Genomic DNA, 26,375 nt, shown 5'->3' with positions numbered 1-26,375 from the left:
GAGTTGTACGTGCCGTCAACACAGTTGTCAACGTCGATGCGCCTCCACGCCGCCGGGCGTCACCAGGGGACGGCGCAGCACCACCTGCTCCAGCGCCGACCAGGCGGTGGTGGTGACCAGGTAGATCACCGCCGCCAGCGGCAGCACCAGCGCCACCAGCACGGTCACGTACGGCAGCAGGGGCAGCAACCGACCGACGGTTGCCGCACCCGGCCCCTCGATCGGCGTGCCGGCCACCGTCCCCGTCGCGGCCGCCGCGCGCCGCATCCGCCGCGACGTCCACCAGGCCAGGGCGAGCAGCACCGACAGCAGCACCCCGAACAGCGCCACCACCGGCACGCTCAGACCGTCGGCGAGGTGGTGGCCCAGCGCCACCCCGGCCAGTCGCTCGTCGAGCAGCCCCGTGCCGCCGTCGGCGGTGGTGAAGAGCCGGTACAGCACCAGCAGGACCGGTGCTTGCAACAGCAGCGGAAGGCAGCCGGCCACCGGGTTCGCGCCGGCGGACCGGTAGAGGGCGAAGAGTTCCGACTGGAGGCGGGCCGGGTCGTCCGCGTACCGCCGCTGGAGCTCGGCGACCTGGGGGGCGAGCGCCGCGCGACGCCGCTCCCCGCGGGCCTGCGCGACGCTGAGCGGTGCGATGAGCAACCGCACGGCCACGGTGAGGACGACGATCGCCGCGGCGGTGGCCGCGCCACCGGCCACCGGGGCCAGCAGGTCGGTGAGCCAGGAGAGCGCGGCGCCGGCGGCGCCGACGGCGTCGTGCAGTGGTGCGAAGGCGAGCATGGTGAACCCCTCGTTCCGATTCCGGAAGCGCCCCGGCGACGACACGCGTCGCGAGCGCGGATGACGGCGGAATCGGCCGCGCGCGGAGCTACGCGGCCGAGGGATGCGCCCCGGGGGCTCGCGGGCGGGGCCGGCCAGGCGCGTCCGGGTCGACCTGGCGGGGCACGCGGCGACGCCGCACCCACGCCCGCAGCCTGCTCGCGCGCCGCTCCGCGCGGGGGGCGAGGCCGGCGGCGGCCAGGTGAACCGCGAGCAGGGCGGCAACCAGCACCAGCGCCACGCCGGCGAGGAGATCGGCCGGGCGGTCCGCGAACACGATCAGCTGGGTGAGCGTCCCCGCCCACAACCCCAGCATCAACCCCGGCACTCCCGGCACGGCTTCAGGCTAGGCCGCGGTGTCACGTCACGCACCGTGATCCCGACACGCCGACGCCGCGTTTCCCGGCGTCGCCACGGTGGGTAACCACCGGGAAGCCCGGAGCGGACGGTCCGCGACCGGCGAGGAACGGACGGTGATGGCGATGACCGGCCAGGTGGCGGAGGCGCCCGACGTGGCAGCCGAACGGGCCGACCTGCTGACCGTGGGTGTGGAGGAGGAGTTCCTCCTCGTCGACCCGCACACCGGTGCCGCGGTACCCGCCGTCGACCTGGTGATGGAGCAGGTTCCGGCCGAGCTGCGCGGGCAGGTCGAGCGCGAGTTCCAGACCAGCCAGATCGAGATCGGCAGCCCGCCCGGGCTGGAGCTCAGCTCGATCCGGCACTCCCTCGGGGTGCTGCGCACCGCGCTGGCTGACGCCGCCGAGCGGGCCGGCGTACGCCTGCTGGCCATCGGCACCGGCCCGGTGGACGGTCCGGTGCCGCCGGTGGTCGACAAGCCCCGCTTCGACCGGATGATCGAGCGGTTCCGGCTGCTGGTACCCGGTCCCGGCAACAACGGCATGCACGTGCACGTGGGCGTGCCCGACCCGGAGACCGGCGTGCAGGTGCTCAACCACGTCCGGCCCTGGCTGCCGGTGCTGCACGCGGTCACCACCAACTCCCCGTTCTCCGCCGGGGAGGACACCGGCTACGCCAGCTGGCGGTCGGTGGAGTGGGAGCGCTGGCCGTCGGTGGCGCCGACGCCGTTCCTGGAGTCGCACGAGCACTACGAGCGGTTGATCCGGCAGCTCATCGCCAGTGGCGTGATGCTCGACGAGGGGATGCTCTACTGGTACGCGCGGTTGTCCGCGAAGTATCCGACGGTGGAGATCCGGATCGGCGACGTCTGCCCCTCCGTCGACGACGCGGTGCTGGTGGCCGCCCTGGTCCGGGGCATGGTCGCCACCGCGATGGACGACATCACCGCCGGCCGACCCCGCCTGCGCACCGACCACCACCTGCTGGTCGCCGCGCACTGGCGGGCCGCGCACGACGGGCTGGAGGGCAACGGCGTCGACCTCAACGACGGGGAGCTGCGGCCGGCGTGGGACCTGCTCGACCAGCTCGTCGAGCGGCTCAGCCCGGCACTGGAACGGCACGGCGACCTCGCCGCGGTGACCGACCTGCTGGGCGAGCTGCGCCGGCACGGCACCGGCGCCGCCCGGCAGCGGGCCGTCTTCGCCCGTACCGGCAGCCTGGTCGACGTGGTCGCGGACGTGGCGCGACAGACCCGCGGCTGATCTTCTCCGTGGCAGGATGGTGGACGTGGCGCAACGACTGATCGTCGTCGGCGGCGACGCCGCCGGAATGGCGGCGGCGTCGCAGGCCCGACGCCGCCGTGACCGGCGGGACCTGGAGATCGTCGCGTTCGAGCGGGGACACTTCACGTCCTACTCGGCCTGCGGCATTCCCTACTGGATCAGCGGCCTGGTGCCCGACCGGGACCAACTGATCGCCCGCGATCCGGAGACCTTCCGGACCGACTTCGACATCGACGTCCGGCTGCGGCACGAGGTCACCGGCATCGACCTGGACCGGCGCGAGGTCGTCGCCCGGGACCTGGCCGGCGGCGGCGAGGTCCGCGAACGGTTCGACACCCTGATGTACGCCACCGGTGCCGTCCCGATCAAGCCGGACTGGGCGCACACCGACGCGGGTGGCGTCTTCGGCATCCAGACCCTGAACGACGGGGCCGCGCTGCGCGACTGGCTGGAGGCCGAGCCGAAGCCCCGGCGGGCGGTGGTGGTCGGCGGCGGCTACATCGGCGTCGAGATGGCGGAGGCGCTGATCCAGCGCGGGCTCACCGTCACCCTCGTCGAGAAGGCCGCCCAGCCGATGTCCACCGTCGACGAGGACATGGCCGAACTGGTCGTCGGCGCGATGCGGGGCCTGGGCATCACCGTGCGCGCCGGCCTGTCGGTGACCGGCCTGGAGCAGCGCGACGGCCGGGTGTCCGCCGTGGTCACCGCCGAGGGGCCGATCCCCACCGACGTGGTCGTCCTCGGGCTCGGCGTACGCCCCAACGTCGCCCTCGCCGAGGCGGCCGGGATACCGCTCGGACCCAGCGGCGCGATCCGGGTGGACCGGCGGATGCGGGTGCCCGGCGTCGAGGACGTCTGGGCCGCCGGGGACTGCGTCGAGTGCCTGCACCGGGTCAGCGGCATGCCGGTGCACATCCCGCTGGGCACCCACGCCAACAAGCAGGGGCGGGTCGCCGGCATCAACATCGGCGGCGGGTACGCCACCTTCGCCGGGGTGATCGGCACCGCCGTGACCAAGGTGTGCGAGCTGGAGGTGGGACGCACCGGTCTGCGCGAGCGGGACGCCGCCGCCGCCGGCTTCGAGTTCGTCTCGGTGATCAGCGAGTCGACCAGCCGGGCCGGCTACTACCCGGGGGCCCGCCCGATGACCGTGAAGCTGCTCGCCGAGAAGCCCAGCGGTCGGCTCCTCGGCGCGCAGATCGTCGGCTGGTCGGAGGCGGCGAAGCGGATCGACACCCTGGCCGTGGCGCTGTGGAACGGCATGACGGTGGACGACATGACCGCCCTCGACCTGGGCTACGCCCCGCCGTACGCCCCGGTGTGGGATCCGGTGCTCATCGCCGCCCGCAAGGCCGTCGACGCCCTCGCCGCCCTCGGTCGCTGACCGGCGTCTCACTGTCGGGTGCAGGTGTTGTCGTCCACGGGACAACAGACGCACCCGCGGCGCGGTGCGGGATGATCAGCCCGCCTGGCAGGTGGGGCACCAGTAGAGGTTGCGTCCGGCCAGCTCACCACGGCTGACCTCGGTGCCGCAGACGTGGCAGGGCGCACCCGGCCGGCGGTAGACGTACACCTCCCCGCCGTGCCGGTCGACCCGCGCCGCGCGGCCGGTCACCTCCGGTGAGTGGACGTCGCGGACGGTGTCGATCCGACCTCGCGCCACCCCGACCCGCATCAGCGCCACCAGGTCCGCCCACAGCTCCGCCCACTCCGCCCGGCCGAGGTCCCGACCGGGCAGCAACGGCGGCAGGCCCGCCCGGAACAGGGCCTCGGTGACGAAGATCAACCCCGTGCCCGCCACCACCGACTGGTCGAGCAGCAGCGCCGCGAGCGGGGTCACGCTGCGGGAGATCCGGGCGTACGCCCGTTCGGGATCCGCGTCCGCGCGCAACGGGTCCGGGCCGAGTCGCGCCCGCAGTGCCGCCACCTCGGGCGGGGTGAGCAGCTCGCAGGCCGTGGGGCCGCGCAGGTCCAGCCAGTGCCGGTCGCTGGTGAGCCGGAGCCGCACCTGACCGACCGGCTCCGGTGGTTCACCTGCCCCGTCGGCGAACTTCCCGTACAACCCGAGGTGCACGTGCAGGGTCACCTCGCCGGCGTAGTGGTGCAGCAGGTGCTTCCCGTACGCCTCGGTCCCGTCGAGCACGCTGCCGGTCAGCCGCGCGGCCCCCTCGGCGAAGCGGCCCTGCGGGCTGGCGGCGTGCATCTTGTCGCCGACGAACAACTCGGCGTGCCGGGCCGCCAGGCGGTGGATGGTGTGTCCCTCTGGCACGGGTGCCAAGCATAGACACCGGTGGTCAGAAGTGCCGACTGGCCTGCGAGAACGTGACCGCCGTCAATCGCTGGCCAGACCTGGCATCTCGTGCCGATGTGGGGCCGATGTGGGGCCGGGGTCGAGGATGGGTCCACTTCCGTCGCGCGCTTGGTTCGGCCAGGTAGGGCCAGGTACGCTCGGTGCCAGCAACGCCCCGAGGCTCTGGGACTGCCCTCGGCATGCTGACCTCCCCGCACGGCGGGACGGAACAGCGGCATGAGGCACCGGCACGTCAGAGCCCGCTCGGTTGAGCCGCACCGGGATAGAACGCGGAGAGCACCGACGGGGACAACTGTCGTCACCATGCGTGGCGGGAGGAGTCCTTACGTCGGTGCTTTTGTCGTCTCTGGACTCCTCTCTGCCGGAGAGGGGCAAGCGTTGAGCAACTGGCATTCGTCGAAGGCGGTTGCCGATCGGCTGGGCATCAGCATTCGATCCGTCCGCAGGCTCGTGGACCGTGGCGAGCTGCGTAAGGCCAAGATCGGCGGACTCGTGAAGATCCACGAGGAAGACGTAGCCGCATTCGAAGCGCGCATCCGCCAGAGCTGAAGTCGCAACGGGCCGCCGGTCACGAATCGGCGGCCCCACCCCTCCCAAGAATCGACCGTCCGAAATGGACTGAGGGCTCATATGCTGTGGTGGCCAATACGGACAACACGGACAAGGAGCGCGTAATGGCACGAGGATTCAACACGGCGTCGGACGTCGTCACGCGGAGCGGGGACGGCACCGACCTTGCCACCATGTACCGCGAGGTCACGGAGGCCCTGCGGCTGTACAACGGCCAGCGGGACACCCTGCGCGGCCTGCTGAGCTACAACGTGACCACGGCCAGCGAGGACGTCATCCAGGCGATCTACTCCGAGGTCTTCGAGGAGGCCAGCGAGTACGGCGTGCCGGTGGGCATGCGCCCGGACGCGACGCCCCTGAAGCTGGGCTTCAACTTCAAGGACTTCGACACGGCCACCCGGTACACCTGGAAGTTCCTGCGGGACGCCAGCGCCGAGCAGATCCGCAACGTGCTCGACACGGTGATGGAGGCGGACAACCGGCAGGTCTTCGAAGCGGTGCTCGGGGCGCTGCTGAACAACGCCGAGCGCGTCAACCCGGAGGGCATGGCGGTCCGTCCGCTGTACAACGGGGACGGCACCGTGCCGCCGATCTTCGAGGGCCAGACCTTCGACGGCACGCACACCCACTACATCACCAGCGGCGCGGCCACGTTCGACGGGGTGGACCTGGCGGCGCTCATCAGCAAGGTCCGCGAGCACGGGTACGGCGCGGACGGCAGCCAACTGCTCGCCCTGGTCAACCCGCAGGAGGCGGAGGAGGTGCGCGGGTTCCGCGTGGGCGCTGACTCGCCCTGGGACTTCATCGCCGGGGAGAGCGCACCCGCCTACCTGACCGACCAGACGATCGTCGGCGACACCCCGCCCGCGCAGTACGGTCGGCTCGCGCTAATCGGAGGTTTCGGGCCTGCGTACGTGGCCGAGACGCACCTGATGCCCGCCGGTTACGTGCTGGTCGTCGCCAGCGACGGAGCCAACGGCACCCGCAACCCGGTCGGCTTCCGCCAGCACCCGCGCTCGGAGTACCAGGGTCTCCGCAGCATCCCCGGCCCGAGCCCGGACTACCCGCTCCAGCACAGCTACTACCAGCGGTCGTTCGGCACGGGCGTCCGGCACCGGGGCGCGGCAGCCGTCATGCAGGTGACGACGAACGTCAACTACGCCACCCCGGTCAAGTACGCGCGGGTCGTGGCCTGACATGGACGCGATCTCCACGGAGACCCACCGAGCCAGCCTGCGCGCGGCGATGGACGGGGACCTCGCGGCGAAGCGGTGGGCGCTGTGCGCCTACCCCACCAACGGACTCGCCAACCATGACCGGCGGGTGGATGAGCTGATCCGGGCTGCGCTGCACGGCGGGGCCGAGGCCGGGGAGTACCCGCCGGACGAACGCCTCTGGGGTCAGTCGTACCTGCTCGTCACCGGGACTCAGGTGCGGCTCGACCCTGCCGCCAAGCCAGCCGACCAGACCGACGCCACGGCGTTGGACGCGGTGATCCGGTCGGTGGCCACGGACGGCGACAAGTGCGACCGCTGCCGCAGCCTCGCCGCTCCGGTGGTGGCCTGGCTGCCCGTGCCCGCTCCTCCGCAGATCGTGGCGCTGGCGCTGTGCGGCGGGTGCGTGGCTGCCCTGGATCGGGCGGTCAAGCCGCTGCACTTCATCTTCACCCGCCCCACGCCGGACCACCCGGAGGACCGATGAACACCGAGACGACCGCCGACGTCCTGGCCCGAGCCAAGGTCGCGGCTGGCTGGCCCACCGTGGCCGACCTGGAAGAGGAATACGGCGTGCGCGGCCGGTACATCCGGCGCGCCATCGCCTCCAAGGAGCTGAACGCCTTCCGGCTCAACGTCCTGAGGGTTGACCCGGCGAGTTGGGCCGCCTGGCTCGCCAGTCGTCAGAAGTAGTCGCAATCGTCGGCGGGCCGGTTCCTGGGATGGGAAGACCGGCCCGCCGACGCGGAAGGAAGGTGCAAGATGGCCATCGCTGCCACGGCAAGCCTACCAACCTGCGCCCGGGATATACGCAGGATGAATCGTACTCACGGCGTCGTCGCATTGGCGCTGACCAGCGCAGGGCCGCTCAGCCGGGCCGCCGAACAACTGCGCCGGGACTACCGGGCCAAGTGTGTCTATCGGCCTGGCAGCCTTCTGGGCCTGCCGCACGGGCGCGTCTGGCCGCTGGCCGATGTGCGCCGCTGGGCTGCGAGCAACTGGTACGGGGCGCACGGCGATGATGTCGCGGCTGTGCTGCCCTATGTGGATGAGGCGCTATCCCGCCTGCTTGACGATCCCGACAACTGTCTGCTTCTCGTGCCATTGCCGCGCGCTAATAAATGACCGCCGGATGAGGGCTGCGGGCTCTGTAGCTTATTTAGCGGCAAATGTCCATTGAGGGAGAAGCAATGGCGGAAATCGAATTGACCGAACAGGAGCGGGCGGCGCTGAGCGCGCTTGGTCGCGCCGGGGCTCGTAAGCGCTGGGAGAGGGCCACCCCGGAGGAGCGCGCGGCGCAGGGTCGCGCTCTAGCTGAGGGTCGGCGCAGGGCTCGCGCGTCGCGCGAATTAGCCGGCCGCGATGCCCGCGAATAGCGAGAGGGGCGGCTGGCGGGCCGCCCCTACTCGGAAGGAAGAAGGTATCCGTGACACACGCTAGCACCCCTCGGCAACGGGCCAGCGGTCCAATCCCGCTGGCCCGGCCCACTCCCGCCCGGCTCATCAAGCGGCGCGGCCGACTGTTGGAGTTCGTCTGCGCGTATGACTTCCACAACCAGTACGGCGAGCTAATCTTTCAGAAGCTGCGGTACCGCCTGGTCGAAGGCGACGGCCGCGACAAGGAACTGTTCTACCGACAGCCACGTGGGGAGCGGTCGTGGTCGCCACGCAAGCCGTGGAACGCCGACGCGTACCTGTACCGGCTGCCGGACGTGCTGCGCGCCGTGCGGCAGGGGCGCGCGGTCTGGTGGGTGGAAGGCGAGAAGGACGCCGACGTAGCGCGTCAGCACGGGCTCATCGCCACCAGCCACCACGGCGGCGCAGGGAAGGTCTATCCCGAACAGTGCCGCTGGCTCATGGGTGCGGCGTACGTGTACGTGGTGGCGGACCGGGACATCCCCGGCTACTACGACGCGGCCTGCCGGTTGGACGGGCTGATGCAGTACGCCGGGCTCGCACGCGAACAGATCAAGGTCCTCCGCAGCCCTGCCGGTAACGACCTGGCCGACCACTACGCGGCCGGGCTCGGGCGGCGTGACTGGCGAGTGGTCAACGAGCAGCGGTTACGCGAGCAGGCAGCGCAGTACAGCGCGCAGATTGCCGCGCAGCACGGCTACGGCTGGATCGGTGCGCTGTGACCGCGCCCATCACTCCGAAGACCGACGGCCGGGTCAGGGCTCGCAAGCTGCGGCAGACCGCGCTGGAACAACTGGAGGCGCGGGAGTGGGCGCGGCGGAAGCACGAAGAGAAGAGAGCCGATGCGGAGTTCATCCCGCCGGACTCGGGCGGCACGCTGGCCGAGATGCTGGCCAAGCCGCAGGAGCCTTTGCAGTACACGATCAAGGAGCTACACCCGCGCGGCGGTAACGGGCTGATCGCGGCACAGTACAAGGTCGGCAAGACGACGCTCATCCTCAACCTGGCTCGCAGTTGGGCGGATGACGAACCGTTCCTGGACGAGTTCGAGATGAGCACGGATGGCGGCAACCTGGCCATCTTCAACTACGAGCTGACCGAACAGCAGTTCTTGGACTACGCCCGGCCGCTGGGCATCCGTCATCCCGAGCGTGTCTGCGTGTTGCACCTGCGCGGCAAGCGGTTCGATCTGCGCAGCCCTCGGGCGTTCGACTGGGCGGCGGACTGGCTGGCTGAGCGGGACTGCACCGGGCTGATCCTGGACCCGTTCGGCGCGGCTGCCCGTCTGCGCAACGAGAACGACAACAGCGAAGCCCGCATGTGGTTGCTCGACTGCGTGGACCCGCTCAAGGAGGCGTCGGGCGTCGTGGATCTGTGGCTGCCCGCCCACACGGGGCGCGGCGAGGCTGAGGAAGGCGGCGAGCACGTACGCGGCGCGAGCTCGGTGGACGACTGGGCTGATGTGCGTTGGCTGTACACGAAGCAGTTCGAGGTCAAGGAAGACGGTCGCAAGCACGGGCAGCGGTACCTACGGGCGGACGGCCGGGGCGTCGGGTTGGCCGAGCGGCAGATTGGGTTCTCCCCGGAAGACAACTCGCTGCACGTCGCCGCGATGGTTGGCCGCGCGCAGGGGCGGACCGACGGATTGGTGTCCAGCGTGGTTGCCCTCGTCGAGGCGAACCCCGGCATCAACAGCGGCAAGCTCCGCGAGCGGCTGCCCGGTGACACGAAGTACAAGAACCAAGCCATCCAGAAGGCGGTTGAGCTCGACCTGATCCGCGTGGAGCCGGGCAAGAACAACACCAAGCATCACTATCCGGCGGAATTGAAGCCGGGAGAAAGACGCCTCTTCCCCTAGCTTGTCTGGTTTGTCTGGCCCGTCTGCACACCAGACAGACAAGCCACCGCAAGCCTGTCTGTCTGTGTCTATACACAGACAGGCTGCGGGCTGGCCTTGGGAAACGAATCGAGGAGATGAGATGACCACCGAACCGAAGCGCAGGCGCGCTCGCCGCCCGCCCGCCGCCCCAGAATCGTCCACCCATGGACGCGACGTCCCCCTAGACACCAAGGGCCGGGAGATGTGTACCGATCATCAGAACGTGGCCAAGGAGCAGCCGTGCCCGACCTGCGGCAAGTGTCACGCTCACAGCTCCCAGACCGGCGACCCGTGCCGTAAGGCTGCTGTCCCCGGCACCGGCGTCTGCGTGTCCCACGGCGCGAGCGCAGCCAACGTCCGCAAGGCAGCCGCGCGGCGACTGCTGGAACTCGTCGACCCCGCTCTTTCTGCGCTCGGGGAGATTGTCCGAAGCACGCCGAAGGACTCCGACCGGACACGGGCGGCAACGGCCATCCTCGACCGCGCCGGCCTCGGTCCAAGCTCCAAGGTCGAAGTGGAGACGCCGAAGTGGGAAGGCGTCTTCGCCTACGTGGTCAACGGCGAGGGCGACGAGGTGCCGCCCTGGCGACACGACCGCTACGCGCAGCACGACGAGGACGACCCCGACGAGTAGACCGGCGTCGCGCGATGCGCCGGTAACGCGGACAGGTCACCAACTACGCACGGTAAGGAGAGGCATGGGCCGGGTCGCTCGCCGGTCGGACGCCAAACGGCGACGACGCATCGGACGACACCCGGCCCTGCCTCGCCCACGCCCCGGCCCCACGGCTCCGGCTGCCGCGCTCGCCTGCGGACACGTGACCTACTACGACCCGCCACCGCTGGCCGGTGACCTGGTCTGGTGCCACGGCTGCCGCGCCTATAGCCGCGCGCCGGGAGACGGTGACGACTCGTCCCCGCAGAGTCCTGAACTTTTCTCGCGTTCGTCTGCATGCTGGTCATCGAAGGCGCTCGATGGGAGCGTCAACTACCCGGAAGGGCCAGCCATGCAAGCCACCGCCGCCCCGGCCGCCGAGGCAACCGACCCCATCCCGACCCAGACGCCCGAACCCGCCCCGGTTGCCCCGGTGGCCGACCACACCGTTCCCGCCCCGGCTATGGCCGCTGCGCCGTACGGGCCGGAGCCGCTGACCGAGGAGCCCGCATCGGCTGACCCGGCGCAGGCTGAGGACTCCGCCCCGCCCGCTCCGCCCACGGACGAAGAGGACGAAGAGGACGACGCCGCCGCCCCGAGTCCGCTCGCCGCCGCCTGCGCCGCTGGCACGGTCAAGCTGTACCGCCTGCGGTCCAACGGCACGACCCGCCGGCTGCCGTGGCTGACCGGTGACGCGTTGGAGGTGGCCGAGTGGTACCGGCTGCGCGTCGACCAGGGCGCGACCGTGCGGCAGGTGGCCGAGGAGTGCGGCACCAGCAAGGCCACGGTCCGCCGGGCGCTGACCACCCTGGCGCTCATGGACGAGATCACCGACGGGCTGCATGACGACCTGTACGCGGAGGACGTCACCGAGGTCCTCTTCGGCGCCGAGGACGGGGACGACGCATGAGCGGCATCCCGATGATCGGCTACCGACGCGTCAGCACCGAGGAGCAGGCCGAGGACGGCAACGGCATGGACGCGCAGGGCTACGCCATTCAGCAGGAGGGCGACCGCAACGGCTGGGACCTGACGTGGTTCGGGGACCCCGGCTACAGCGCCAAGGACACCAACCGCCCGGACCTGCGCCGGGCGCTGGCTGCGCTCGACAAGCGGGAGTACGCCGGGATGGTCGTCGCCAAGCTCGACCGCCTGAGCCGCAGCGTCATCGACTTCGCGACGATGGTCGAGCGCGCCCAGAAGCGCAAGTGGAACCTCGTCGTCCTTGATCCGCGGTTCGATCTGTCCACGCCGTACGGCCGGGCGTTCGCCGGGATGGCAGCCGTATGGGCGCAGCTCGAACGCGAGCTGATCGGCCAGCGCACCAGCGAAGGGCTCCAGGCGCTCAAGCGCCAAGGCGTACGGCTCGGCCGACCCCGGCAGTACAGCGCCGACGTGGTGGCCCTGGTCGCCACGCTGGCCGACGTAGAGGGCATGGGGTGCCGCGCCATAGCCGCCGAACTGTCTAGGCGCGCTGTGCCGACCGTGGGCGGTCGCGACTGGCACCCGTCCACCGTGCGGCGGTTGCTGAGCGGTCACCGCCTCGACCTGGTCGCCGCTAGCGCGCTCGAAGCCAGCCAATCGCAGACCGCCGCTTCGCAGACGAAGGAGGAGGGCTGACATGGCCCGGCCGAAGATCAAGCGCACCGCCACGGACGTCCCCGGCGTCCGAAAGGTCATCCGCACGTACCAGGACGGCCGGACCGTGACGAAGTACGAAGCCCGAATCCATGACGCCCTGGGCAAGCTGCGCAACGTCGGCACCTACGACACCAAGCCAGCCGCCCGCGCGGCCATCAATGAGGCGCGGATCGACGTACAGGAGCGGCAGTTCATCCCCAAGAGCGCCGGGGAGGTGCGGTTTGCCGACGTGGCCGAAGCCTGGCTTGCCAGCCCGCACGTACGCGGACTGAAGCCGAGCACGCAGTACGGCTACCGGACGAGGTACGACAAGCACTGCAAGCCGTTGCACGCCGCGCAGGTCGGCCGGATCGGGTACGACGAGCTGAGCCGACTGGTGGGTGAGCTGATGGAAACCTACGCACCCTCCACCGTCCGGCACGTGGTGCACGTGCTGCGCGGCGTGATGGGCCACGCCGTACTGAGCGGCTACATCAAGACGAACCCCGCGCTACAGGTGGCCAAGCCGAAGCTGAGGAGCAGGCGCGTTGAGATCGTCCTACAGCCACCGGACGTGGAGCAGATCGTGACCGCCGTGCCCGACGCGCCGAGCAACCGGCCGGACCGCTGGCGACTGTTGGTCGAGTTGGCCGTAGAGAGCGGCTGCCGAGCGGGTGAGCTCGCAGGGCTGCGCGTGCATCGGCTGGACACCGCCGCGCGGCTGCTCTCCGTGGAGGAGACGAGCCAGGAGATCAAGGGCAAGCTGACCCTCGGCACGCCCAAGAGCAAGGCGGGCGTCCGGGTGGTGGACGACCTGAACGCGGACCTGTGCCGCCGCCTCGCCGCCCACGTCGAGGGGATGGCCCCGGATGACTTCGTCTTCGGGATCGGCGGCACCCCGTACCGGCAGAACGACTTCAACGAGCGCTGTTGGCGTCCCCTGATGCGCTCCCTCGGGATGAAGGGCGTTCGATTCCATGACCTGCGGCACTACCACGCGTCGGCCATGCTGCTGATCACGAACGGGGATGTGCAGTACGTCAGCAAGCGGCTAGGGCACAGCCGCCCGTCGATCACATTGGACGTGTATGGGCATGTCCTCGACCACGCCCGGCGCGACGTGTCGGCCGCCTTCGCCGCCCTGCGCGCCGAAGCACGCCAGCGGGCAGCCACGGCCGAGCCGGCACCCGCTCAGCCCGCAGCGTCGGCTACAGCGGGCGGCGTCGTTGACCTGGCCGCGTACCGCAAGCGCCGGGCGGTCTAACGTTTTCGTTGAGAAAAATTTAGAAGTTCGTTAAAGTCTTCCCACAAGTTGAGGAGGCTCGATGGAGAACGATGCGGTGGCCAAGACTCTGGACATCCGGCTGTGGATCGACCTGACGGGCGGCGGGAACGCGAGCGAGGCGCGGATGCGGCGGGTCGTCAACAAGGTGCGGCAGGCGGCGCTAGACGCGCTAGAGGAGGAGACGCTAACCCCGCAGGGGGTGGGCGGCGACTGGGCGCTGAACTACACGAGAGCATGGGACGACATCGCGCCTCCCAAGGGGAGAGGCAGGCGGCTTCAGTGACCCGAACCGGGCGCAGCGGTCGCGCGTAACGGTCGATTCGGGGCCGCCTGCCAGTGGGGTAGGCGGCCCCGATTGCGTTCAGCGCAGCCCGTGCCGCACCTGGCCCACGAAGGCCGACCAAGCGTCAGGGCCGAACGTGAGCACTGGCCCGGTCTTGTCCTTGCTGTCCCGTACGCCCACGACGCCACGCAGGTTATCGGCCACCTCGACGCAGTTGCCGCCGCTCCCGCCGCTGCGGGTGCTCTTGCGCCAGACGGCACCGGCAAGGTCACTCATGATTGCTCCTCGATGATCGTCTTGATCATTTTCTCTGATTCTGCCTCATCCGACGCGAGTGCTTCCAGGTCAGACCAGACGTGGACGTACGCGGCCACTTCGGCCGGCTTGTCCAGGTACAGCGCGCCGGTGATGTTCTCAAGGTAGACGGTAGTCGGCTCAGTCGATGCCCGGCCGAACGCCTGCGGGAAGTCCAGGAGGACGAAGGTACCCGTCTCGCTGGCCAGCGGCGGACCGGCAGCCAGCGGGAGGACGCGCAGGCTCACGTTCGGCAGCGCAGCTACGTCGAGCAGGTGCCGCAACTGCCCGGCCATCGCCAGCCGATCCGGGATGGTGCGCCGCAGCACGGCTTCGCTCAGGACCACTCGCAGCGTGGGCGCACTGGGCAGCCGCCGCACGAGGATGTTTTGCCGCTGTAACCGCACCTCCACAAGCTTCTCCCGCTCCTCCCCGCTCATGGTTGGAGCCTTCCGGCGGAATAGCTCGGTAGCGTACTCGCGAGTCTGGAGAAGTCCAGGGATTAACTCGGCGTCGTAATGGCGCAGCACGGAGGCCGACGATTCTAGCCCGACGTATAACGAGAACCACGAAGGGACGACATCACCGTACGAGTGCCACCAACCCTTAGCGCGAGTCTCCTTCGCGAGGCCGGTGATGATCGCCTTCATGTCCTCCGATACTCGGTACAGCTCGCACATCACGCGGGCATCCACCACTCGGACCGGCACCAACCCCTTCTCGATGCGCCAGACCTTCTGCCGGGAGCAGTCCAGCCCCTCGGCTGCGGTGTCGAGTGAAACGGAAGCGTCCTCGCGTAGCTGCGTGAGGAGTCTTCCGAGCTGACGGCGGGGGACGGTGGACCCGCTTGTTTCATCCGTCATGCAACATCACCGCGCCCCTCCTGCAACAGCCGATGTTTCTTCCCGCACATATTTCTCTTCCATTCCTCGCGCGTCAATGCGGCACGAGAATAGAGCGCCATCGAGCGTTGCGCAAGGTGCCGACCGTGTCACATGCTGTCAACCACCGCACGGTCATAAGCGGCGTCAGGAATGGCGCTGACAATAGCCCGCTGTCTCGCTCACTGCGGAATTGTGCGTGGGCGGGGCGGCGCTATTTCTCGGGAGGACGCCCCGATGCGCGTGACGTACGACGAGTATCTGATGGCTGCCGCGCTGACGCTGGCCCGTCGGCACCGGCCGATCTGGAGTTGGGCGCGCTGGCGCAGGGTGTGCCGTTGCGGCGCGGAACTGCCCTGCCGAGCCCGCCACCGAATCCCGATCAACCGTGGGCACTGGCCCGGCGGTGAGGCATGACCACGCACGGGCCGGTACTGCCGGTCTGGACGTGCGGCGGCTGCTCCCTGCCCTGGCCCTGCCCCACGCGACGACAGGAGTTGCGCGCCGAGTTCGACGGGGCACCTGAATCTCTGACGATCTACATGGGCTCGTACTTTGCGTGGGCCGCTGAGGATCTGGCATGGGTAGCGGCCGGGTCGTTGCACGCGCGATTCCTCGGATGGACACGGTGACGACACCGAAGCCCGGCGACTTGGTGCACGTGACGCGCGCGGCCAGTGTCCAGTTCATCAGGCCGATCATGTGCCGGGTGATCCGGGTGCTCGACTGGATCACCTATGACGGGTGGTGCTGGCTCGACGTGTACGAGTTGAACGCGGCGGGCGACGCGGTGGCCCGACGGTCGATCTTCGTGCAGCCGGTCGGCCTGCGGGTGCAGCGCCCCGCGCCCACGCCACGCAAGCCGACGCGGTCGGCTGCCATCCCGAACGTGCGCCAAGATCGCCGCCCCGCCGGGGTGCCGGCCACCCCGCAGCGCCGGGCGAGCCCTGGTCGGCGTACGGCTGGCCACGGCTGAGCACGGGTGGCCAATGTGGGTCCGAGGTGGGGCCGGGTGCGGTCAGCGGTTACGGTCAACGGCCGTTTCTCCTGCTAGACAGCCGGTTGTCGGTCCGCATACCGCCTTCTACAGACGGATGGTGTGTCCCTCTGGCACGCCGGCAACGGTAGCCCGGCCTCCGGGTCACCGCCCCCGACGGTCCACCCGGTCCGTCACCGGGTGTCGCGGAGGTCGCGGATGGGTACCTCAACCGTGTCACGCGTCGGCGCCACCCGCTGGACGGCCGCCAACGCATTTACCAGGAGGTGTGTTGTGGTCAGGATTCCTTCCCTCTTGCGCCGGTCGGAGCCGGCGCCGAACGACGACGTGGACGCCCGTACCCGCGCGGACGAGGCCGACCGGGCCGACCAGACCGGCCGGGCCGATGACACCGGCCGGGCCGACGACACCGGGCGGATCGACCCGCCGACGGTGACGGGTCGCGACGACGAGCAGACGACGTACCGCAGCGGTGCGGCCACCGCGACCGAGGGCAGCGCCGAGGAGCGGGCGGCCCGGCGGGCCGCCGTCGCCCGTGCGGCCACCGCCCGCCCGGACGGGGACGTCCGTCGGCAGCCGAAGGCCACCGACCCGCACGACCCGATGACGGAGCGCACCCTCGACGGCCGCACCGCCGACCTCGACCGGGACGCCGCCGCGGCCCGGGTTACCGCGCCCGAACGGCCCCGGGCACCCGAGCCCGCCGTGGACCGGGACGGCGACGGCGTGGACGACCGCGACGGTACGGCGGTGCCCGCGACCGGCCGTACGCCGGCACCGGTCGTCGACCGGGACGGTGACGGCGTCGACGACCGCGTCGAGCGGCCCGCCGTCGTCGGCCCGAAGCCCCGGGCCAGCCTGCTGGCCACCCTCGGCCTGGTCATCGGCGTGGCCGGCGCGCTCTTCGTGCTCACCGGCGCCCTCGCCGGGTACGGCATCGCACTCGGCGCTCTCGGCGCGGTGCTGGCCGTGCTGGGCCTGAGGGCGACCCGCCGTCGGCACATCGCCGGCAAGACCGACGCGTTGCTCGGCATCGCCGCCGGCCTCGGTGCGGTGGTCCTCGGCGTGCTGGCCATGACCGGCCAGTTCGACTGGCCCACCACCGACGGCGACTGGGTGGCCCGGCTCCGCGAGTGGCTCGACTCACAGTTTGTGGACCGCTTCTAGCGGGCACTGTTCGGCTCGCCGGCGATGCGCCGGCGAGCGCCGGTGGTTCACCGGCGACCAGCCCGACCAGTCTGGTGGTTCACCAGCCGGGCGCACATCCTTTCGGGGGCGGCGGTTCGCCGCCCCCGAAGTGCGTCCGCGCCCCGCGTCCCCCGGAGTCCGTCGGTACCCCTTCCTCGCGGTGGAACGGCGGGCGGGACACCGGACGCAACGAAACGTCGCGCCACACCTGCCAGACGCAACGATCGGCTGGCTTCCGCAAGTTCCGGCGGTGGATCCCTCCGCCAGGGGCGCATAACGTTGAGCAACGGCGCCAGCCCGCAGGCCGAAGGTGGCCGGGCGCGCCCGACCCCTGGGAGCAGGACAATGACGATGGACGCCACCAGCCAGCGCTTTCTGATGTGCCGGCCGACGTACTTCGCCGTCGACTACGCGATCAACCCGTGGATGGACCCGGCCGCGCCGGTCGACGCCGACCTGGCGATCCGGCAGTGGGAGCGGCTGCGCGAGATCTACCGGGAACTGGGCCACACCGTCGAGGAGATCGCTCCGGTGCCCGGCCTGCCCGACATGGTGTTCGCCGCGAACGGCGGCACGGTGATCGACGACCGGGCGATGGCGGTGCAGTTCCGGGACCCGCAGCGGGCCGACGAGGCACCCGCCTACCGGGCGTGGTTCGAGGCCGCCGGCTTCGAGATGTACGACCCGAAGCACGTCAACGAGGGCGAGGGCGACGTCCTGCTGGCCGGTGACCACCTGCTCGCCGGCACCGGCTTCCGCACCGCGCACGCCTCGCACGCGCAGTTGCAGGAGGTCTTCGGCTACCCGGTGATCACCATGCAGCTGGTCGACCCGCGCTTCTACCACCTGGACACCGCGTTGACGGTGCTCGACGAGCGGACCGTGGCGTACCTGCCGGAGGCGTTCTCGCCGGGCAGCCAGGCGGTGCTGCGCCGGCTCTTCCCGGACGCGGTGCACGCCACCATGGCCGACGCCGAGGTGCTGGGCCTGAACGCGGTCAGCGACGGCCGGCACGTGGTGCTGCCGGCGCAGGCCACCGACCTGGCCGCGAAGCTGCGCGACCGGGGCTACCAGACCATCGGCGTCGACCTGTCCGAGCTGCGTAAGGCCGGCGGCGGCCCGAAGTGCTGCACGTTGCGACTCCGTCAGGGAAAGGCGAGCAAGTGATCGAGGACATGCTGCGGACGCCGGGTGCGGTCCGGGACGCGGAACGGTGGACCGCGCACAACTACCACCCGTTGCCCGTGGTGGTCGCCTCCGCCGAGGGATCCTGGGTGACCGACGTGGACGGCCGTCGCTACCTCGACTGCCTCGCCGGTTACTCGGCGCTGAACTTCGGCCACCGGCATCCCACCCTGATCCAGGCCGCCCACGAGCAGCTGGACAAGCTGACGCTGACCAGCCGGGCGTTCGTCCACGACCAGTTCGCCGACTTCTGCCGGGAACTGGCCGCGCTGTGCGGCAAGGACCTGGTGCTGCCGATGAACACCGGCGCCGAGGCGGTGGAGACCGGCATCAAGGTGGCCCGCAAGTGGGGCTACCAGGTCAAGGGCGTCGCACCGGGCCAGGCCAACATCGTGGTCGCGGAGGGCAACTTCCACGGGCGTACGACCACCATCGTCAGCTTCTCCACCGACGAGGACGCGCGGGCCGACTTCGGGCCGTACACGCCGGGCTTCACCGTGGTCCCCTACGGCGACCTCGCGGCGCTGGAGGCGGCGATCGACGAGAACACCGTCGCGGTGCTGCTCGAACCGATCCAGGGTGAGCAGGGCGTGGTGCTGCCGCCGGAGGGTTACCTGCCGGGCGTACGCCGGGTCTGCACCGAGCGGAACGTGCTGTTCGTCGCCGACGAGATCCAGTCCGGTCTGGGCCGGACCGGTCGCACGTTCGCGTGTGACCACGAGGGTGTCGTGCCGGACATGTACCTGCTGGGCAAGGCGCTCGGCGGCGGCATCGTGCCGGTGTCCGCGGTGGCCGCGAACGCCGACGTGCTGGGCGTGCTCAAGCCCGGCCAGCACGGCTCCACGTTCGGCGGCAACCCGCTGGCCTGCGCGGTGGCGACCGAGGTGGTCCGGCTGCTGGCCACCGGCGAGTTCCAGCGCCGGTCCGCCGAGCTGGGCGAGCGGCTGGACGCCGGTCTCCGGGCGTTGGTCGGCAAGGGACTGGTGGCCGTCCGGGTGCGCGGGCTGTGGGCGGGCCTGGACATCGACCCGGCGCTGATGAGCGGTCGCCAGGCGTGCGAGCGGCTGATGGAGCGGGGGGTGCTGGCCAAGGACACCCACGGTTCGACCATCCGACTCGCCCCGCCGCTGGTGATCACCGAGGCGGAGATCGACCACGCGGTGGCGCAGCTCGCCGCCGTGCTGGCCGGCTGAGGAGTCGTACACCCGAAAGGGCGCCGGGACCGTCGGTCCCGGCGCCCGCTCGCGTCGCGCGCCCTCAGCGGGGCAGGCGCATGGCCATGGTGGGTGCCTCGGCCATCACCGAGGCCGGGGTGTACGGCGCGCCCGCCGGGAGGTCGTCGGGCCGGCCGATCTGCACGCCCGGGTACAGCTCGACCATGTCGCCCTGACCGAGGACCCGGGACTGCTGCGGCGCCAGCGGGATGCGGTCCGCCTCCGCCATCGAGCCGCCCGGCCGGAAGCCCGAGCCGTTGGTGCTGACGTCGGTCACCACGATCTCGCTCCGGCCGGCGGCGGTCGCCCGCCGCAGCTCGCACCGCACGTGGCCGCGGCTGATCCAGCGGCGGGCCTCGTCGTTGAGCCACTGACCGAGCATGATGCCGCCGTCCTCCTCGGGTGCCCGGCCGATCGTCACCGGCTGCTCCTCGGTGAGCACGAACCGGCGCCGGATCAGGCCGCCGATGCGCACCGCGAGCACCTCGGCGTGGGGCCGGGGCCCCTGGTCGCCCAGCCGGGTGCCGTGCCGGGGGCAGGTCGGCGCTCCCTGACGCAGGGTCGGCGGCGGTTGTGCGGCCGGGCTGCGTTCGACGACCTGGGCCAGGTCGGCGAAGGCGCCACCGCCGCCACCACCGCCGAAGAGGGCGCACCCGGACTCGGGGCACCGCCAGTGGCGGGTGAGGAGCTTGACGCCGGCCGGCGACCGTTGCCCGGCGACCGGGCTGTTCCCGCCGCCGACGTGGGCGATGAAGACCGGTCCGCCGGCTCCCGGAACCGGGGCGACGACGCGGCCGGGCTGGTCGGTCACCCACGGGTAACGGCCGCGCAGGCCGTCGAACCGGGCCCGGGTGAGCACCGGCAGGCCGAGCAGGTCGGCCACCTCCAGCATCCGGTCCCCGGGATTGTCGAGCACCTCGACCAGGCCGTCGTCGGCCCAGCGCCGCACCACCATGCGTTCGTTGGACGTCAGGTCGGCGTCGGAGAGCAGCGCGCGGTGCACCACCGCGTAGACCGGAACGCTGTCCTCCTCCAGTTGGCGGGCCAACGCGTCGATCACCATGCCGAGCCGCAGCAGGCTCGCCGGCCGACCGCCGTCGATGTCCTGGTAGCGGATCACCTCGGCCAGGTCGAGAACCGCGCGGGCCAGCGACGGGTCGGTGCAGACCCGACCCTCGATGGCGTCCAGCACCTTGCTGATCTCGAATCTCATCGAGCGCTCCCCACCACATCCTCGATCCGACGTGCCAGACCCTACCGGGGGGTACCGGCACCGCGCCTACCAGCGCTGGCGTGCCGACCCGGTCGGCTCGCCGGAGGTCGGCCGCGATAACCGGACGCGCGGCCGGAACGGGGTGGCTAGGCTGGCCCCCGGCCCGGCTCCGACCGATCGGTGTCGATTCGGCCGCCCCCTCACGAGGAGCAGACATCCCATGATCCATCGACGGCTGGCGACCACGGGGGTCGCGCTCGTCGCCGCACTCGGTCTCGGACTCACCGGTTGCGGCACCACGACCGACGCCGGCCCTGGCGGTGACGCCGCGGCACCGACCAGCACCGCCCCGGCGGACGCGCTCGGCGAACTGACCGCCGCCGCTCAGCAGCTCAACAAGCAGAGCATGCGGGTGACGATGACCTCGGCCCTGCTCAACGGATCCGGCACCATGGACCCGGCGACGAAGACCTCCGACATGACGCTCGACATGGGCACCCTGGGGAAGTTCCAGGTGCTCTCCACCGGTGACGACGTCTACCTGAAGATGAGCGGCGGGCTGCTCGCCCAGCAGTCCTCGTCGGACAAGTGGATGCACCTGGACATGCGCAAGGTCAGCAAGGACAGCCCGTTCAACTTCATGCCCGACGGGGACCCGGGCGGGGTCAACAAGCTGGTGAACAGCGTCGTCGCGGTGGAGCGGACGGCGGCGGGCGGTTACGCCGGCACGCTCGACTACACCAGGACGATGGCGGACGACAAGGACATCGCCGCGTTCGGCGACAAGGCGAAGGCCGTCCCGTTCACCGCCACGGTCGACGCCGAGGGCCGGCTCACCGAACTGGTCGTCGACACCAGCACCCTGGTGGAGAGCTTCGGCAAGATGAGCACCCGGTACGCGGACTTCGGCACCCCGGTGACGGTGCGGACGCCGCCGGCGAGTGAGGTCCAGGAGATGCCGACCGAACTTCTGGACACCTTCGCCGGCTGAGCGACCACGCCCGATCGGGCGGTGACCCCGCGCTCGCCGGGGTCACCGCCCGCGCAGCGGTCGCCCCACCTCGTGCAGGTGCGCCAACGCCTGCCGGTACGAGTCGATCAGCCCGGTCTCCGCGTACGGGACGCCCTGCTCCGCGCAGTAGGCCCGCACGATCGGCCGGGCCCGGCGGAGGTTCCCCCGGGGCATGTTCGGGAAGAGGTGGTGCTCGATCTGGAGGTTGAGCCCGCCGAGCGCGGCGTCGACGAACCGGCTGCCCCGGACATTGCGGGCGGTGAGCACCTGCTTGCGCAGGAAGTCCAGGTCGTCGTCGCCGTCCGGCATCGGCATGCCCTTGTGGTTCGGGGCGAACGCGCACCCCATGTAGAGCCCCCACAGCCCCTGGTGCACGGCGGCGAAGGCCAGCGCCTTCAGCGGCGACATGGTCACCAGCAGCACCCCCGCGTACGCCCCGGTGTGCACGACCAGCAGCAGCGCCTCGACGGCCCGGTGCCGCATCGGCGTCACGAACCCGCCGCCCGGTGCCCGGCCGAACACCGCCCGCAGGCTCGCCACGTGCAGGTTGAGGCCCTCCAGCAGCAGCATCGGGAAGAAGAACCACGCCTGCCGGCGGGCCACCCACCGGCCGAGGCCGCGGGTCGCGCTCGCCTGCTCGTACGTCCAGACCAGCGCGCCCGCCCCCACGTCCGGGTCGGAGTCGGCGTGGTTCGGGTTGGCGTGGTGCCGGTTGTGCTTGTCCACCCACCAGCCGTAGCTGAGCCCGACGGCCAGGTTGCCGGCGACCAGGCCGACCAGTTCACTGGGCCCGCGTCGGCGGAACATCTGCCGGTGCCCGGCGTCGTGTCCGAGGAACGCGACCTGGGTGGTGGCCACGGCCAGCACCGCGGCCAGGCCGACCTGCAGCCACGAGTCGCCGACCTGGACGACCACCGCCCAGACGGCGAGCCAGACGCCGAAGGTGAGGACGATCCGGGTCAGGTACCGACCCGGTCGGCGGGTCAGCAGCCCGGCGGCGCGGATTCGGCGGGACAGCTCGGAGTAGTCGCTCCCGCGTCGTGCCGGAGGCTCCGCCACCAGTGAACGTGTCATGCCCGACTCCCGGTCCTTGGCCCTCGGCGCGCCACCCGGCACGCTCCGTAACCGAAGTTACCCATTGTCCGGGCGGATAATGATCCAGCTCACCCCCGAACTCCGCGTAGGGTTCGCCCTACCGTCAGCCCATCCGGCCGACGGCCGCCCGCAGCCGGGTCAGGTCCCGCCGCCGCCGCTCGTAGGTCGCGGCCAGCCCGATCAACGCCAGGCCGCCCAGCGCCAGAAAGATCCACCGGGGCAGCAGGTCCCAGCCCCGGGCCAGTTCGTACAGCGCGAGCGGGGCGAGCGTGACGCTGCCCAGGACCACCGGGGCCTGCCAGCGGCGGGTCGACCCGAGCAGCACCGTCCCCAGCGCGGCGGTGCCGAGCAGCAGCCGTCGCCACGGCTGCGCGTCGGGCGCCCCCAGCACCAACGCGAGGCTGGGCAGCAGCGCGGCGGCGAGTCCCGGCCCGAGCGCCAGCCAGCTGGTCAGCCCGGGTCGGGTCCGCAGCGCCACCAGGCCCGCCGCGAGTGCCAGGGTCGCCGCCGGCACGGTGTACGCCTCCAGCAGCGTCACGCCGCCGGCCACCAGCAGCAGCCAGGCGCCGAACAGCTCGCTGCCCCCGGCGACCGCGACGAACGCCCAGCGCCGACCGGCCGGTTCGGCCCGGCGCAGCGCCCGTACCGCCACGGCGGCGCCCCACAGGACGCAGACCGTCGCCGCGTACCGGGTGGCGTCGACCGTGAGCAGGAGGGCGAGCAGGGCCACCGCCTGCGCGGCGGCGTCCAGCGCCCGGGCCACCGGCGGGCCGACCCGGGGCGCGAGGACGGCCGCCACGGCCATCGTGAGGGCGGCCACGGCCAGCACCCCGAACGCCGCCCCCCTCGGCGGCAGGCCGGCGGCCAGCCCGGCGGTGACCGCGAACCCGGTCGCCGCGCCGACCGCGACGAGGCAGCCGGCGAGCCGCACCCCGGCCGACCGGCCGGCCGCGACGGTGGTCACCGCCGCCGCCAGCAGGAGCCCCAGGGCGGCGAGGGTGCCGGACCGGGTCGCCGTGGCGCCGAGCAGCCCGGAGGCGGCGAAGGTCAGTCCGAGCGCCGCCGCGACCGGGCCGAGCGGCGGCCGGGGTGCGGCGAACACGGTGGCCAGCACCGCGCCGACCCCGACCAGGAGTGTCCCGGCCGGCACCACCGGCCAGGGCGCGCCCGCGGCCGTCAGGAGCACCGGCACCGCCAGCGCCGCGAACACCGTCGCCACGGCGGCCGGGGCGGTCACCTCCCGCGTCTGCCCCACCGGTCCGTCGGTCCGGCCGGCGGCACCGACGTCGGCGCGTGCGGTACGGCCGGCCAGCCCGATCACCGTCGCGGCGAGCGCCAGGGCCAGCAGGGCCACCCCCGGCGGCCACCCACCCGGCGTGGACACCGGCGCCGGCGCACCGGACCAGGGCGACGGCACCCGGCCGTACGGGGCGACCAGCGCCACCACCGTCGCCGGCGCGGCGGCGACCGACGTCACCACCAGCAACCCGGTCCCGATCACCCGCAGCGGACCGCTCCGCCGCGCGGCCGCCTCACCGAGGGCGACCACCAGCACCGCCACCGCGCCGTAGAGCACCGCCGGTTCGTCCGCCGGTGCGAGCAGCACGGCACCGGCCACCACCGGCACCGCCACGGCGAGTGCGGACGCCGCGTACCCGGTCAGGTCCGGCCAGTGCCGGCGGACCGCCCACAGGCCGACCGGCAGCAGCGCGACGACGATCAGCGCGGCCCGCGCCTGCCACCAGGCCGGCGACCCGGCGGCGAAGGTGGCGACGGCGGTGACCGCCGGCACCGCGAGCAGCGCGGCGGCGAGCGCCACCCCACCCACCGCGCGCTGGCCGGCGCTGCCCCGGCGGCCGGCGGCGGCGACCGCCACCCCGACGGCCAGCACCACCGCGAGCGCCGCCAGCAACCCGGCCGGGTCGGCCAGCGCCACCAGCAGGCCGTGGCCCAGCAGCGCCGCGCCGGCGACCGCCGCCGCGCCCACCCGCCACCGGTCCGCGGGGCGGACGACCGCCACCCCCAGCAGCGCCGCCCCCACCACCAGGTCGACGGCGACCACCGCCGGCCACGGCGTGGCACCCAGGGCGGGCAGTGCGAACGCGGTCAGCGCACCCCCCAGCACCGCCACCACCGGTCGGACCGGCCGGGGCAGCAGCAACCCGCAGGCCACCGCCGACAGGGCCACCGCGACCGGAAGCTGCCAACCCCACCCGAGCGCCGGACCGGCGGCGGCGCCCCGCCACGGCGGCAGCGACCGGCCGAGCACCGCGACGGCCAGTCCGACCGTGGTCAACGTGCTGACCAGCGCCGACCCGCCCGCCACGACCAGCGCCCCCACCCTGGGACCGGCCCGCCACCCGGCCGGGACCAGCCCCACCGCTCCGGCCGCCGCCACCGCGACCAGCCCCGCCGAGAGCAGCACCAGCGACGGCGTCGTCGCGCCCGCCGGCCGGACGAGCGCCGCCGCCAGCACCGGCACCAGCAGACCGCCGGCCGCCTCCCGCATCGGCCCCGTTCCGACGAGCAGCGCCGCGCCGAACAACGTCGACGCGACCAGCAGCAGTGGCACCCCGGCCAGGAGCGGCGTGCCGCCCGCCCGGCCCGCCGCGAGCGGCACCAGCGCGCAGGCCGCCGCCGCGACGAGCGCGGCGGCGAACCCGAGCCACGCCACCGCCCGGCCGGCCGCGATCCCCGCGCTGTCCCCCCGGCCGCGCAGCACGGCCAGCACCGCGAGGTCGACCAGCGCCACCCCGACCAGCGCCACCGTCCAGCCGGCCGCCCCCGGCCGCGCCTCCACGGCCAGCAGCGGCAGCACCGGCTGCGCCAGGATCAGCGCCGCGCACCACGGCCCGGTCAGCCGGGTGAGCCGGGCGTACCCGGCCGCGACCGCCGCGCCGGCCCCCCCGACCAGCGCGACGTACCGCGTGCCGGGCCACCCGGCCACCCCGCCCAGGTCCACCGTCCAGGCGGCGTACCCGTCGAGGAGCACCAGCAGCAGCCCCACCGCGGCGATGGTCTCCGCGGTGCCCCGCAGGCTCCGCCGCAGCAGCGGCAGCGGCACGGCGAGGAAGAGGGCGGTGAAGGCGAGCAGGATCAGCGCCCGGCCGGCGAGCCCCACGCTCGCCCAGGCCACCGCCGTGAAGACCACGGCGGCGGTGCCGAGCAACAGTCCCCCGAGGACGAACAGCAGGCCCTGCACGGTCCGGGTCGAGGTCTCCGCGCCGCCGGCCGCCGCCGAGCCGGCCGGCGGGGGCGCAGGGGCCGCATGCGCCGCCGGGCCCGGAATCCGCACCGGCACCGGGACCGGCGCGGGGAACTCCGCCCGCACCGCGGCGGCCACCTCCGCGCGGTGCCGCCGGGCGGCGTTCAACCGGTCGATCAGTGCCACGTACGTCCGCCGGGCCCGCTCGACCTCCCCGGTCAACACACCGATCTCCCGGTCGAGAGCAAGCACCTCGGCCGCGGGCGGGTACGGCGGACGGCCGCAGCCGGAGCAGCCACGGCCGAGGTCAGCGGGGGCGCCGCAGGCGGGACAGGGGTAGGCCGAGTTCTCCACGCGGTCATCCTCGGGCCTCGAGAATCACCCGACCAGAGTGCGC

27 protein-coding genes are annotated in these 26,375 nt (G+C 72.2%); 19 read left to right on the top strand and 8 right to left on the bottom strand.

Translation table 11 applies throughout. The features are described from left to right. Nucleotides 1-27 precede the first annotated feature (27 nt). Both D7223_RS28065 and D7223_RS28060 read right to left on the bottom strand, forming a co-directional pair. Nucleotides 28-783: a YidC/Oxa1 family membrane protein insertase gene (locus D7223_RS28065; protein ID WP_120731819.1), complete on the bottom strand. Its 756-nt coding sequence runs from the start codon at nucleotides 781-783 to the stop codon at nucleotides 28-30. Between the two features lie 88 nt (nucleotides 784-871). Beyond that, nucleotides 872-1,159 carry a DUF6412 domain-containing protein gene (locus tag D7223_RS28060; RefSeq protein ID WP_238162259.1) on the bottom strand — a complete coding sequence of 96 codons (288 nt, stop codon included), beginning with the start codon at nucleotides 1,157-1,159 and terminating at the stop codon, nucleotides 872-874. Nucleotides 1,160-1,304: 145 nt separating this feature from the next. Here D7223_RS28060 and D7223_RS28055 point away from each other — a divergent pair, with 145 nt between their 5' ends. Next, nucleotides 1,305-2,441, top strand: a complete 1,137-nt coding sequence (locus D7223_RS28055; RefSeq protein WP_420330350.1) for a carboxylate-amine ligase — start codon at nucleotides 1,305-1,307, stop codon at nucleotides 2,439-2,441. A 25-nt stretch (nucleotides 2,442-2,466) separates the two neighbouring features. Next, nucleotides 2,467-3,846 (top strand): FAD-dependent oxidoreductase, encoded by a 1,380-nt coding sequence (locus D7223_RS28050; RefSeq protein ID WP_120731867.1) that lies wholly within the window; start codon nucleotides 2,467-2,469, stop codon nucleotides 3,844-3,846. Nucleotides 3,847-3,921: 75 nt separating this feature from the next. On the opposite strand, the gene D7223_RS28045 is transcribed toward D7223_RS28050, so the two are convergent. Continuing rightward, nucleotides 3,922-4,731, bottom strand: coding sequence for an Fpg/Nei family DNA glycosylase (locus D7223_RS28045; protein ID WP_120731817.1), 810 nt, complete (start codon nucleotides 4,729-4,731; stop codon nucleotides 3,922-3,924). A gap of 420 nt (nucleotides 4,732-5,151) precedes the next feature. Between D7223_RS28045 and D7223_RS32890 the strand changes: the two genes are divergently transcribed. From D7223_RS32890 to D7223_RS27995, 12 genes are all read left to right on the top strand, one after another. Further along, on the top strand, nucleotides 5,152-5,322 hold the full coding sequence (locus D7223_RS32890) for a helix-turn-helix domain-containing protein (RefSeq protein WP_158610941.1): 171 nt from the start codon (nucleotides 5,152-5,154) through the stop codon (nucleotides 5,320-5,322). Between the two features lie 125 nt (nucleotides 5,323-5,447). After that, on the top strand, nucleotides 5,448-6,539 hold the full coding sequence (locus tag D7223_RS28035) for a hypothetical protein (RefSeq protein WP_120731813.1): 1,092 nt from the start codon (nucleotides 5,448-5,450) through the stop codon (nucleotides 6,537-6,539). A gap of 1 nt (nucleotide 6,540) precedes the next feature. Continuing rightward, nucleotides 6,541-7,044 (top strand): hypothetical protein, encoded by a 504-nt coding sequence (locus tag D7223_RS28030; protein ID WP_120731811.1) that lies wholly within the window; start codon nucleotides 6,541-6,543, stop codon nucleotides 7,042-7,044. After that, complete coding sequence (locus D7223_RS28025) at nucleotides 7,041-7,250, top strand: hypothetical protein (RefSeq protein ID WP_120731809.1); 210 nt, start codon at nucleotides 7,041-7,043, stop codon at nucleotides 7,248-7,250. The genes D7223_RS28030 and D7223_RS28025 overlap by 4 nt, the downstream gene beginning before the upstream one ends. A 69-nt stretch (nucleotides 7,251-7,319) precedes the next feature. After that, complete coding sequence (locus D7223_RS32605) at nucleotides 7,320-7,682, top strand: PH domain-containing protein (protein ID WP_147252689.1); 363 nt, start codon at nucleotides 7,320-7,322, stop codon at nucleotides 7,680-7,682. 301 nt (nucleotides 7,683-7,983) lie between these two features. Next, nucleotides 7,984-8,694 carry a hypothetical protein gene (locus D7223_RS28020; RefSeq protein WP_147252688.1) on the top strand — a complete coding sequence of 237 codons (711 nt, stop codon included), beginning with the start codon at nucleotides 7,984-7,986 and terminating at the stop codon, nucleotides 8,692-8,694. Next, nucleotides 8,691-9,830 carry an AAA family ATPase gene (locus D7223_RS28015; protein ID WP_120731805.1) on the top strand — a complete coding sequence of 380 codons (1,140 nt, stop codon included), beginning with the start codon at nucleotides 8,691-8,693 and terminating at the stop codon, nucleotides 9,828-9,830. Before D7223_RS28020 ends, D7223_RS28015 begins: the two co-directional genes overlap by 4 nt. A 121-nt stretch (nucleotides 9,831-9,951) precedes the next feature. Next, a complete protein-coding gene (locus D7223_RS32600; protein ID WP_147252687.1) occupies nucleotides 9,952-10,485 on the top strand; it encodes a hypothetical protein in 534 nt (177 codons plus the stop codon). A gap of 373 nt (nucleotides 10,486-10,858) precedes the next feature. Further along, nucleotides 10,859-11,416, top strand: a complete 558-nt coding sequence (locus D7223_RS28010; protein WP_120731803.1) for a helix-turn-helix domain-containing protein — start codon at nucleotides 10,859-10,861, stop codon at nucleotides 11,414-11,416. Continuing rightward, the gene (locus tag D7223_RS28005; protein WP_120731801.1) at nucleotides 11,413-12,126 is read left to right on the top strand and encodes a recombinase family protein; all 714 of its coding nucleotides are present in this window, start codon (nucleotides 11,413-11,415) and stop codon (nucleotides 12,124-12,126) included. Before D7223_RS28010 ends, D7223_RS28005 begins: the two co-directional genes overlap by 4 nt. 1 nt (nucleotide 12,127) lies before the next feature. Continuing rightward, nucleotides 12,128-13,390: a tyrosine-type recombinase/integrase gene (locus D7223_RS28000; protein ID WP_120731799.1), complete on the top strand. Its 1,263-nt coding sequence runs from the start codon at nucleotides 12,128-12,130 to the stop codon at nucleotides 13,388-13,390. Nucleotides 13,391-13,451: 61 nt separating this feature from the next. Then, complete coding sequence (locus tag D7223_RS27995; RefSeq protein WP_120731796.1) at nucleotides 13,452-13,694, top strand: hypothetical protein; 243 nt, start codon at nucleotides 13,452-13,454, stop codon at nucleotides 13,692-13,694. A 78-nt stretch (nucleotides 13,695-13,772) separates the two neighbouring features. Here the strand turns inward: D7223_RS27995 and D7223_RS27990 are convergent, their stop codons facing one another. Continuing rightward, a complete protein-coding gene (locus D7223_RS27990) occupies nucleotides 13,773-13,970 on the bottom strand; it encodes a DUF397 domain-containing protein (protein ID WP_120731794.1) in 198 nt (65 codons plus the stop codon). Further along, nucleotides 13,967-14,851: a helix-turn-helix domain-containing protein gene (locus D7223_RS27985; RefSeq protein ID WP_120731792.1), complete on the bottom strand. Its 885-nt coding sequence runs from the start codon at nucleotides 14,849-14,851 to the stop codon at nucleotides 13,967-13,969. The genes D7223_RS27990 and D7223_RS27985 overlap by 4 nt, the downstream gene beginning before the upstream one ends. 637 nt (nucleotides 14,852-15,488) lie before the next feature. On the opposite strand from D7223_RS27985, the gene D7223_RS27970 reads away from it, so the two are divergent. The 4 genes from D7223_RS27970 (at nucleotide 15,489) to rocD (ending at nucleotide 19,432) form a co-directional block, all read left to right on the top strand. Beyond that, nucleotides 15,489-15,845 (top strand): hypothetical protein, encoded by a 357-nt coding sequence (locus D7223_RS27970; protein WP_120731786.1) that lies wholly within the window; start codon nucleotides 15,489-15,491, stop codon nucleotides 15,843-15,845. Between the two features lie 315 nt (nucleotides 15,846-16,160). Continuing rightward, nucleotides 16,161-17,033, top strand: a complete 873-nt coding sequence (locus D7223_RS27965; protein WP_238162258.1) for a DMT family transporter — start codon at nucleotides 16,161-16,163, stop codon at nucleotides 17,031-17,033. A 372-nt stretch (nucleotides 17,034-17,405) separates the two neighbouring features. Then, nucleotides 17,406-18,221, top strand: coding sequence for a dimethylargininase (ddaH, locus tag D7223_RS27960; RefSeq protein ID WP_186832446.1), 816 nt, complete (start codon nucleotides 17,406-17,408; stop codon nucleotides 18,219-18,221). Continuing rightward, nucleotides 18,218-19,432 carry an ornithine--oxo-acid transaminase gene (rocD, locus tag D7223_RS27955; RefSeq protein WP_186832350.1) on the top strand — a complete coding sequence of 405 codons (1,215 nt, stop codon included), beginning with the start codon at nucleotides 18,218-18,220 and terminating at the stop codon, nucleotides 19,430-19,432. Before ddaH ends, rocD begins: the two co-directional genes overlap by 4 nt. Before the next feature lie 64 nt (nucleotides 19,433-19,496). Here rocD and D7223_RS27950 read toward each other — a convergent pair whose 3' ends face one another. Beyond that, on the bottom strand, nucleotides 19,497-20,666 hold the full coding sequence (locus D7223_RS27950; protein ID WP_120731782.1) for an FHA domain-containing protein: 1,170 nt from the start codon (nucleotides 20,664-20,666) through the stop codon (nucleotides 19,497-19,499). Between the two features lie 220 nt (nucleotides 20,667-20,886). On the opposite strand from D7223_RS27950, the gene D7223_RS27945 reads away from it, so the two are divergent. Continuing rightward, nucleotides 20,887-21,657, top strand: a complete 771-nt coding sequence (locus D7223_RS27945) for a hypothetical protein (RefSeq protein ID WP_120731779.1) — start codon at nucleotides 20,887-20,889, stop codon at nucleotides 21,655-21,657. A gap of 42 nt (nucleotides 21,658-21,699) precedes the next feature. Here the strand turns inward: D7223_RS27945 and D7223_RS27940 are convergent, their stop codons facing one another. Next, nucleotides 21,700-22,752 carry a fatty acid desaturase family protein gene (locus D7223_RS27940; protein WP_120731777.1) on the bottom strand — a complete coding sequence of 351 codons (1,053 nt, stop codon included), beginning with the start codon at nucleotides 22,750-22,752 and terminating at the stop codon, nucleotides 21,700-21,702. A 124-nt stretch (nucleotides 22,753-22,876) separates the two neighbouring features. Beyond that, nucleotides 22,877-26,332, bottom strand: a complete 3,456-nt coding sequence (locus D7223_RS27935; RefSeq protein ID WP_120731775.1) for an SCO7613 C-terminal domain-containing membrane protein — start codon at nucleotides 26,330-26,332, stop codon at nucleotides 22,877-22,879. Between the last annotated feature and the right edge of the window lie 43 nt (nucleotides 26,333-26,375).

This window comes from Micromonospora endolithica (assembly GCF_003626595.1).
In the GTDB taxonomy this organism is placed as follows: Bacteria; Actinomycetota; Actinomycetes; order Mycobacteriales; family Micromonosporaceae; genus Micromonospora; species Micromonospora endolithica.
This window is presented reverse-complemented; position numbering and strand designations above follow the sequence as displayed.

Coding starts and splice junctions, on each gene's coding strand:
- D7223_RS27995 (WP_120731796.1), top strand. CDS start 13,452: ATGGAGAACGATGCGGTGGCCAAGACTCTGGACATCCGGCTGTGGATC.
- D7223_RS28005 (WP_120731801.1), top strand. CDS start 11,413: ATGAGCGGCATCCCGATGATCGGCTACCGACGCGTCAGCACCGAGGAG.
- D7223_RS32600 (WP_147252687.1), top strand. CDS start 9,952: ATGACCACCGAACCGAAGCGCAGGCGCGCTCGCCGCCCGCCCGCCGCC.
- D7223_RS27945 (WP_120731779.1), top strand. CDS start 20,887: ATGATCCATCGACGGCTGGCGACCACGGGGGTCGCGCTCGTCGCCGCA.
- D7223_RS28055 (WP_420330350.1), top strand. CDS start 1,305: ATGACCGGCCAGGTGGCGGAGGCGCCCGACGTGGCAGCCGAACGGGCC.
- D7223_RS27940 (WP_120731777.1), bottom strand. CDS start 22,752: ATGACACGTTCACTGGTGGCGGAGCCTCCGGCACGACGCGGGAGCGAC.
- D7223_RS27970 (WP_120731786.1), top strand. CDS start 15,489: ATGGACACGGTGACGACACCGAAGCCCGGCGACTTGGTGCACGTGACG.
- D7223_RS27990 (WP_120731794.1), bottom strand. CDS start 13,970: ATGAGTGACCTTGCCGGTGCCGTCTGGCGCAAGAGCACCCGCAGCGGC.
- D7223_RS28000 (WP_120731799.1), top strand. CDS start 12,128: ATGGCCCGGCCGAAGATCAAGCGCACCGCCACGGACGTCCCCGGCGTC.
- D7223_RS32605 (WP_147252689.1), top strand. CDS start 7,320: ATGGCCATCGCTGCCACGGCAAGCCTACCAACCTGCGCCCGGGATATA.
- D7223_RS27950 (WP_120731782.1), bottom strand. CDS start 20,666: ATGAGATTCGAGATCAGCAAGGTGCTGGACGCCATCGAGGGTCGGGTC.
- D7223_RS28065 (WP_120731819.1), bottom strand. CDS start 783: ATGCTCGCCTTCGCACCACTGCACGACGCCGTCGGCGCCGCCGGCGCC.
- D7223_RS28025 (WP_120731809.1), top strand. CDS start 7,041: ATGAACACCGAGACGACCGCCGACGTCCTGGCCCGAGCCAAGGTCGCG.
- D7223_RS28035 (WP_120731813.1), top strand. CDS start 5,448: ATGGCACGAGGATTCAACACGGCGTCGGACGTCGTCACGCGGAGCGGG.
- D7223_RS28010 (WP_120731803.1), top strand. CDS start 10,859: ATGCAAGCCACCGCCGCCCCGGCCGCCGAGGCAACCGACCCCATCCCG.
- ddaH (WP_186832446.1), top strand. CDS start 17,406: ATGGACGCCACCAGCCAGCGCTTTCTGATGTGCCGGCCGACGTACTTC.
- D7223_RS28030 (WP_120731811.1), top strand. CDS start 6,541: ATGGACGCGATCTCCACGGAGACCCACCGAGCCAGCCTGCGCGCGGCG.
- D7223_RS27985 (WP_120731792.1), bottom strand. CDS start 14,851: ATGACGGATGAAACAAGCGGGTCCACCGTCCCCCGCCGTCAGCTCGGA.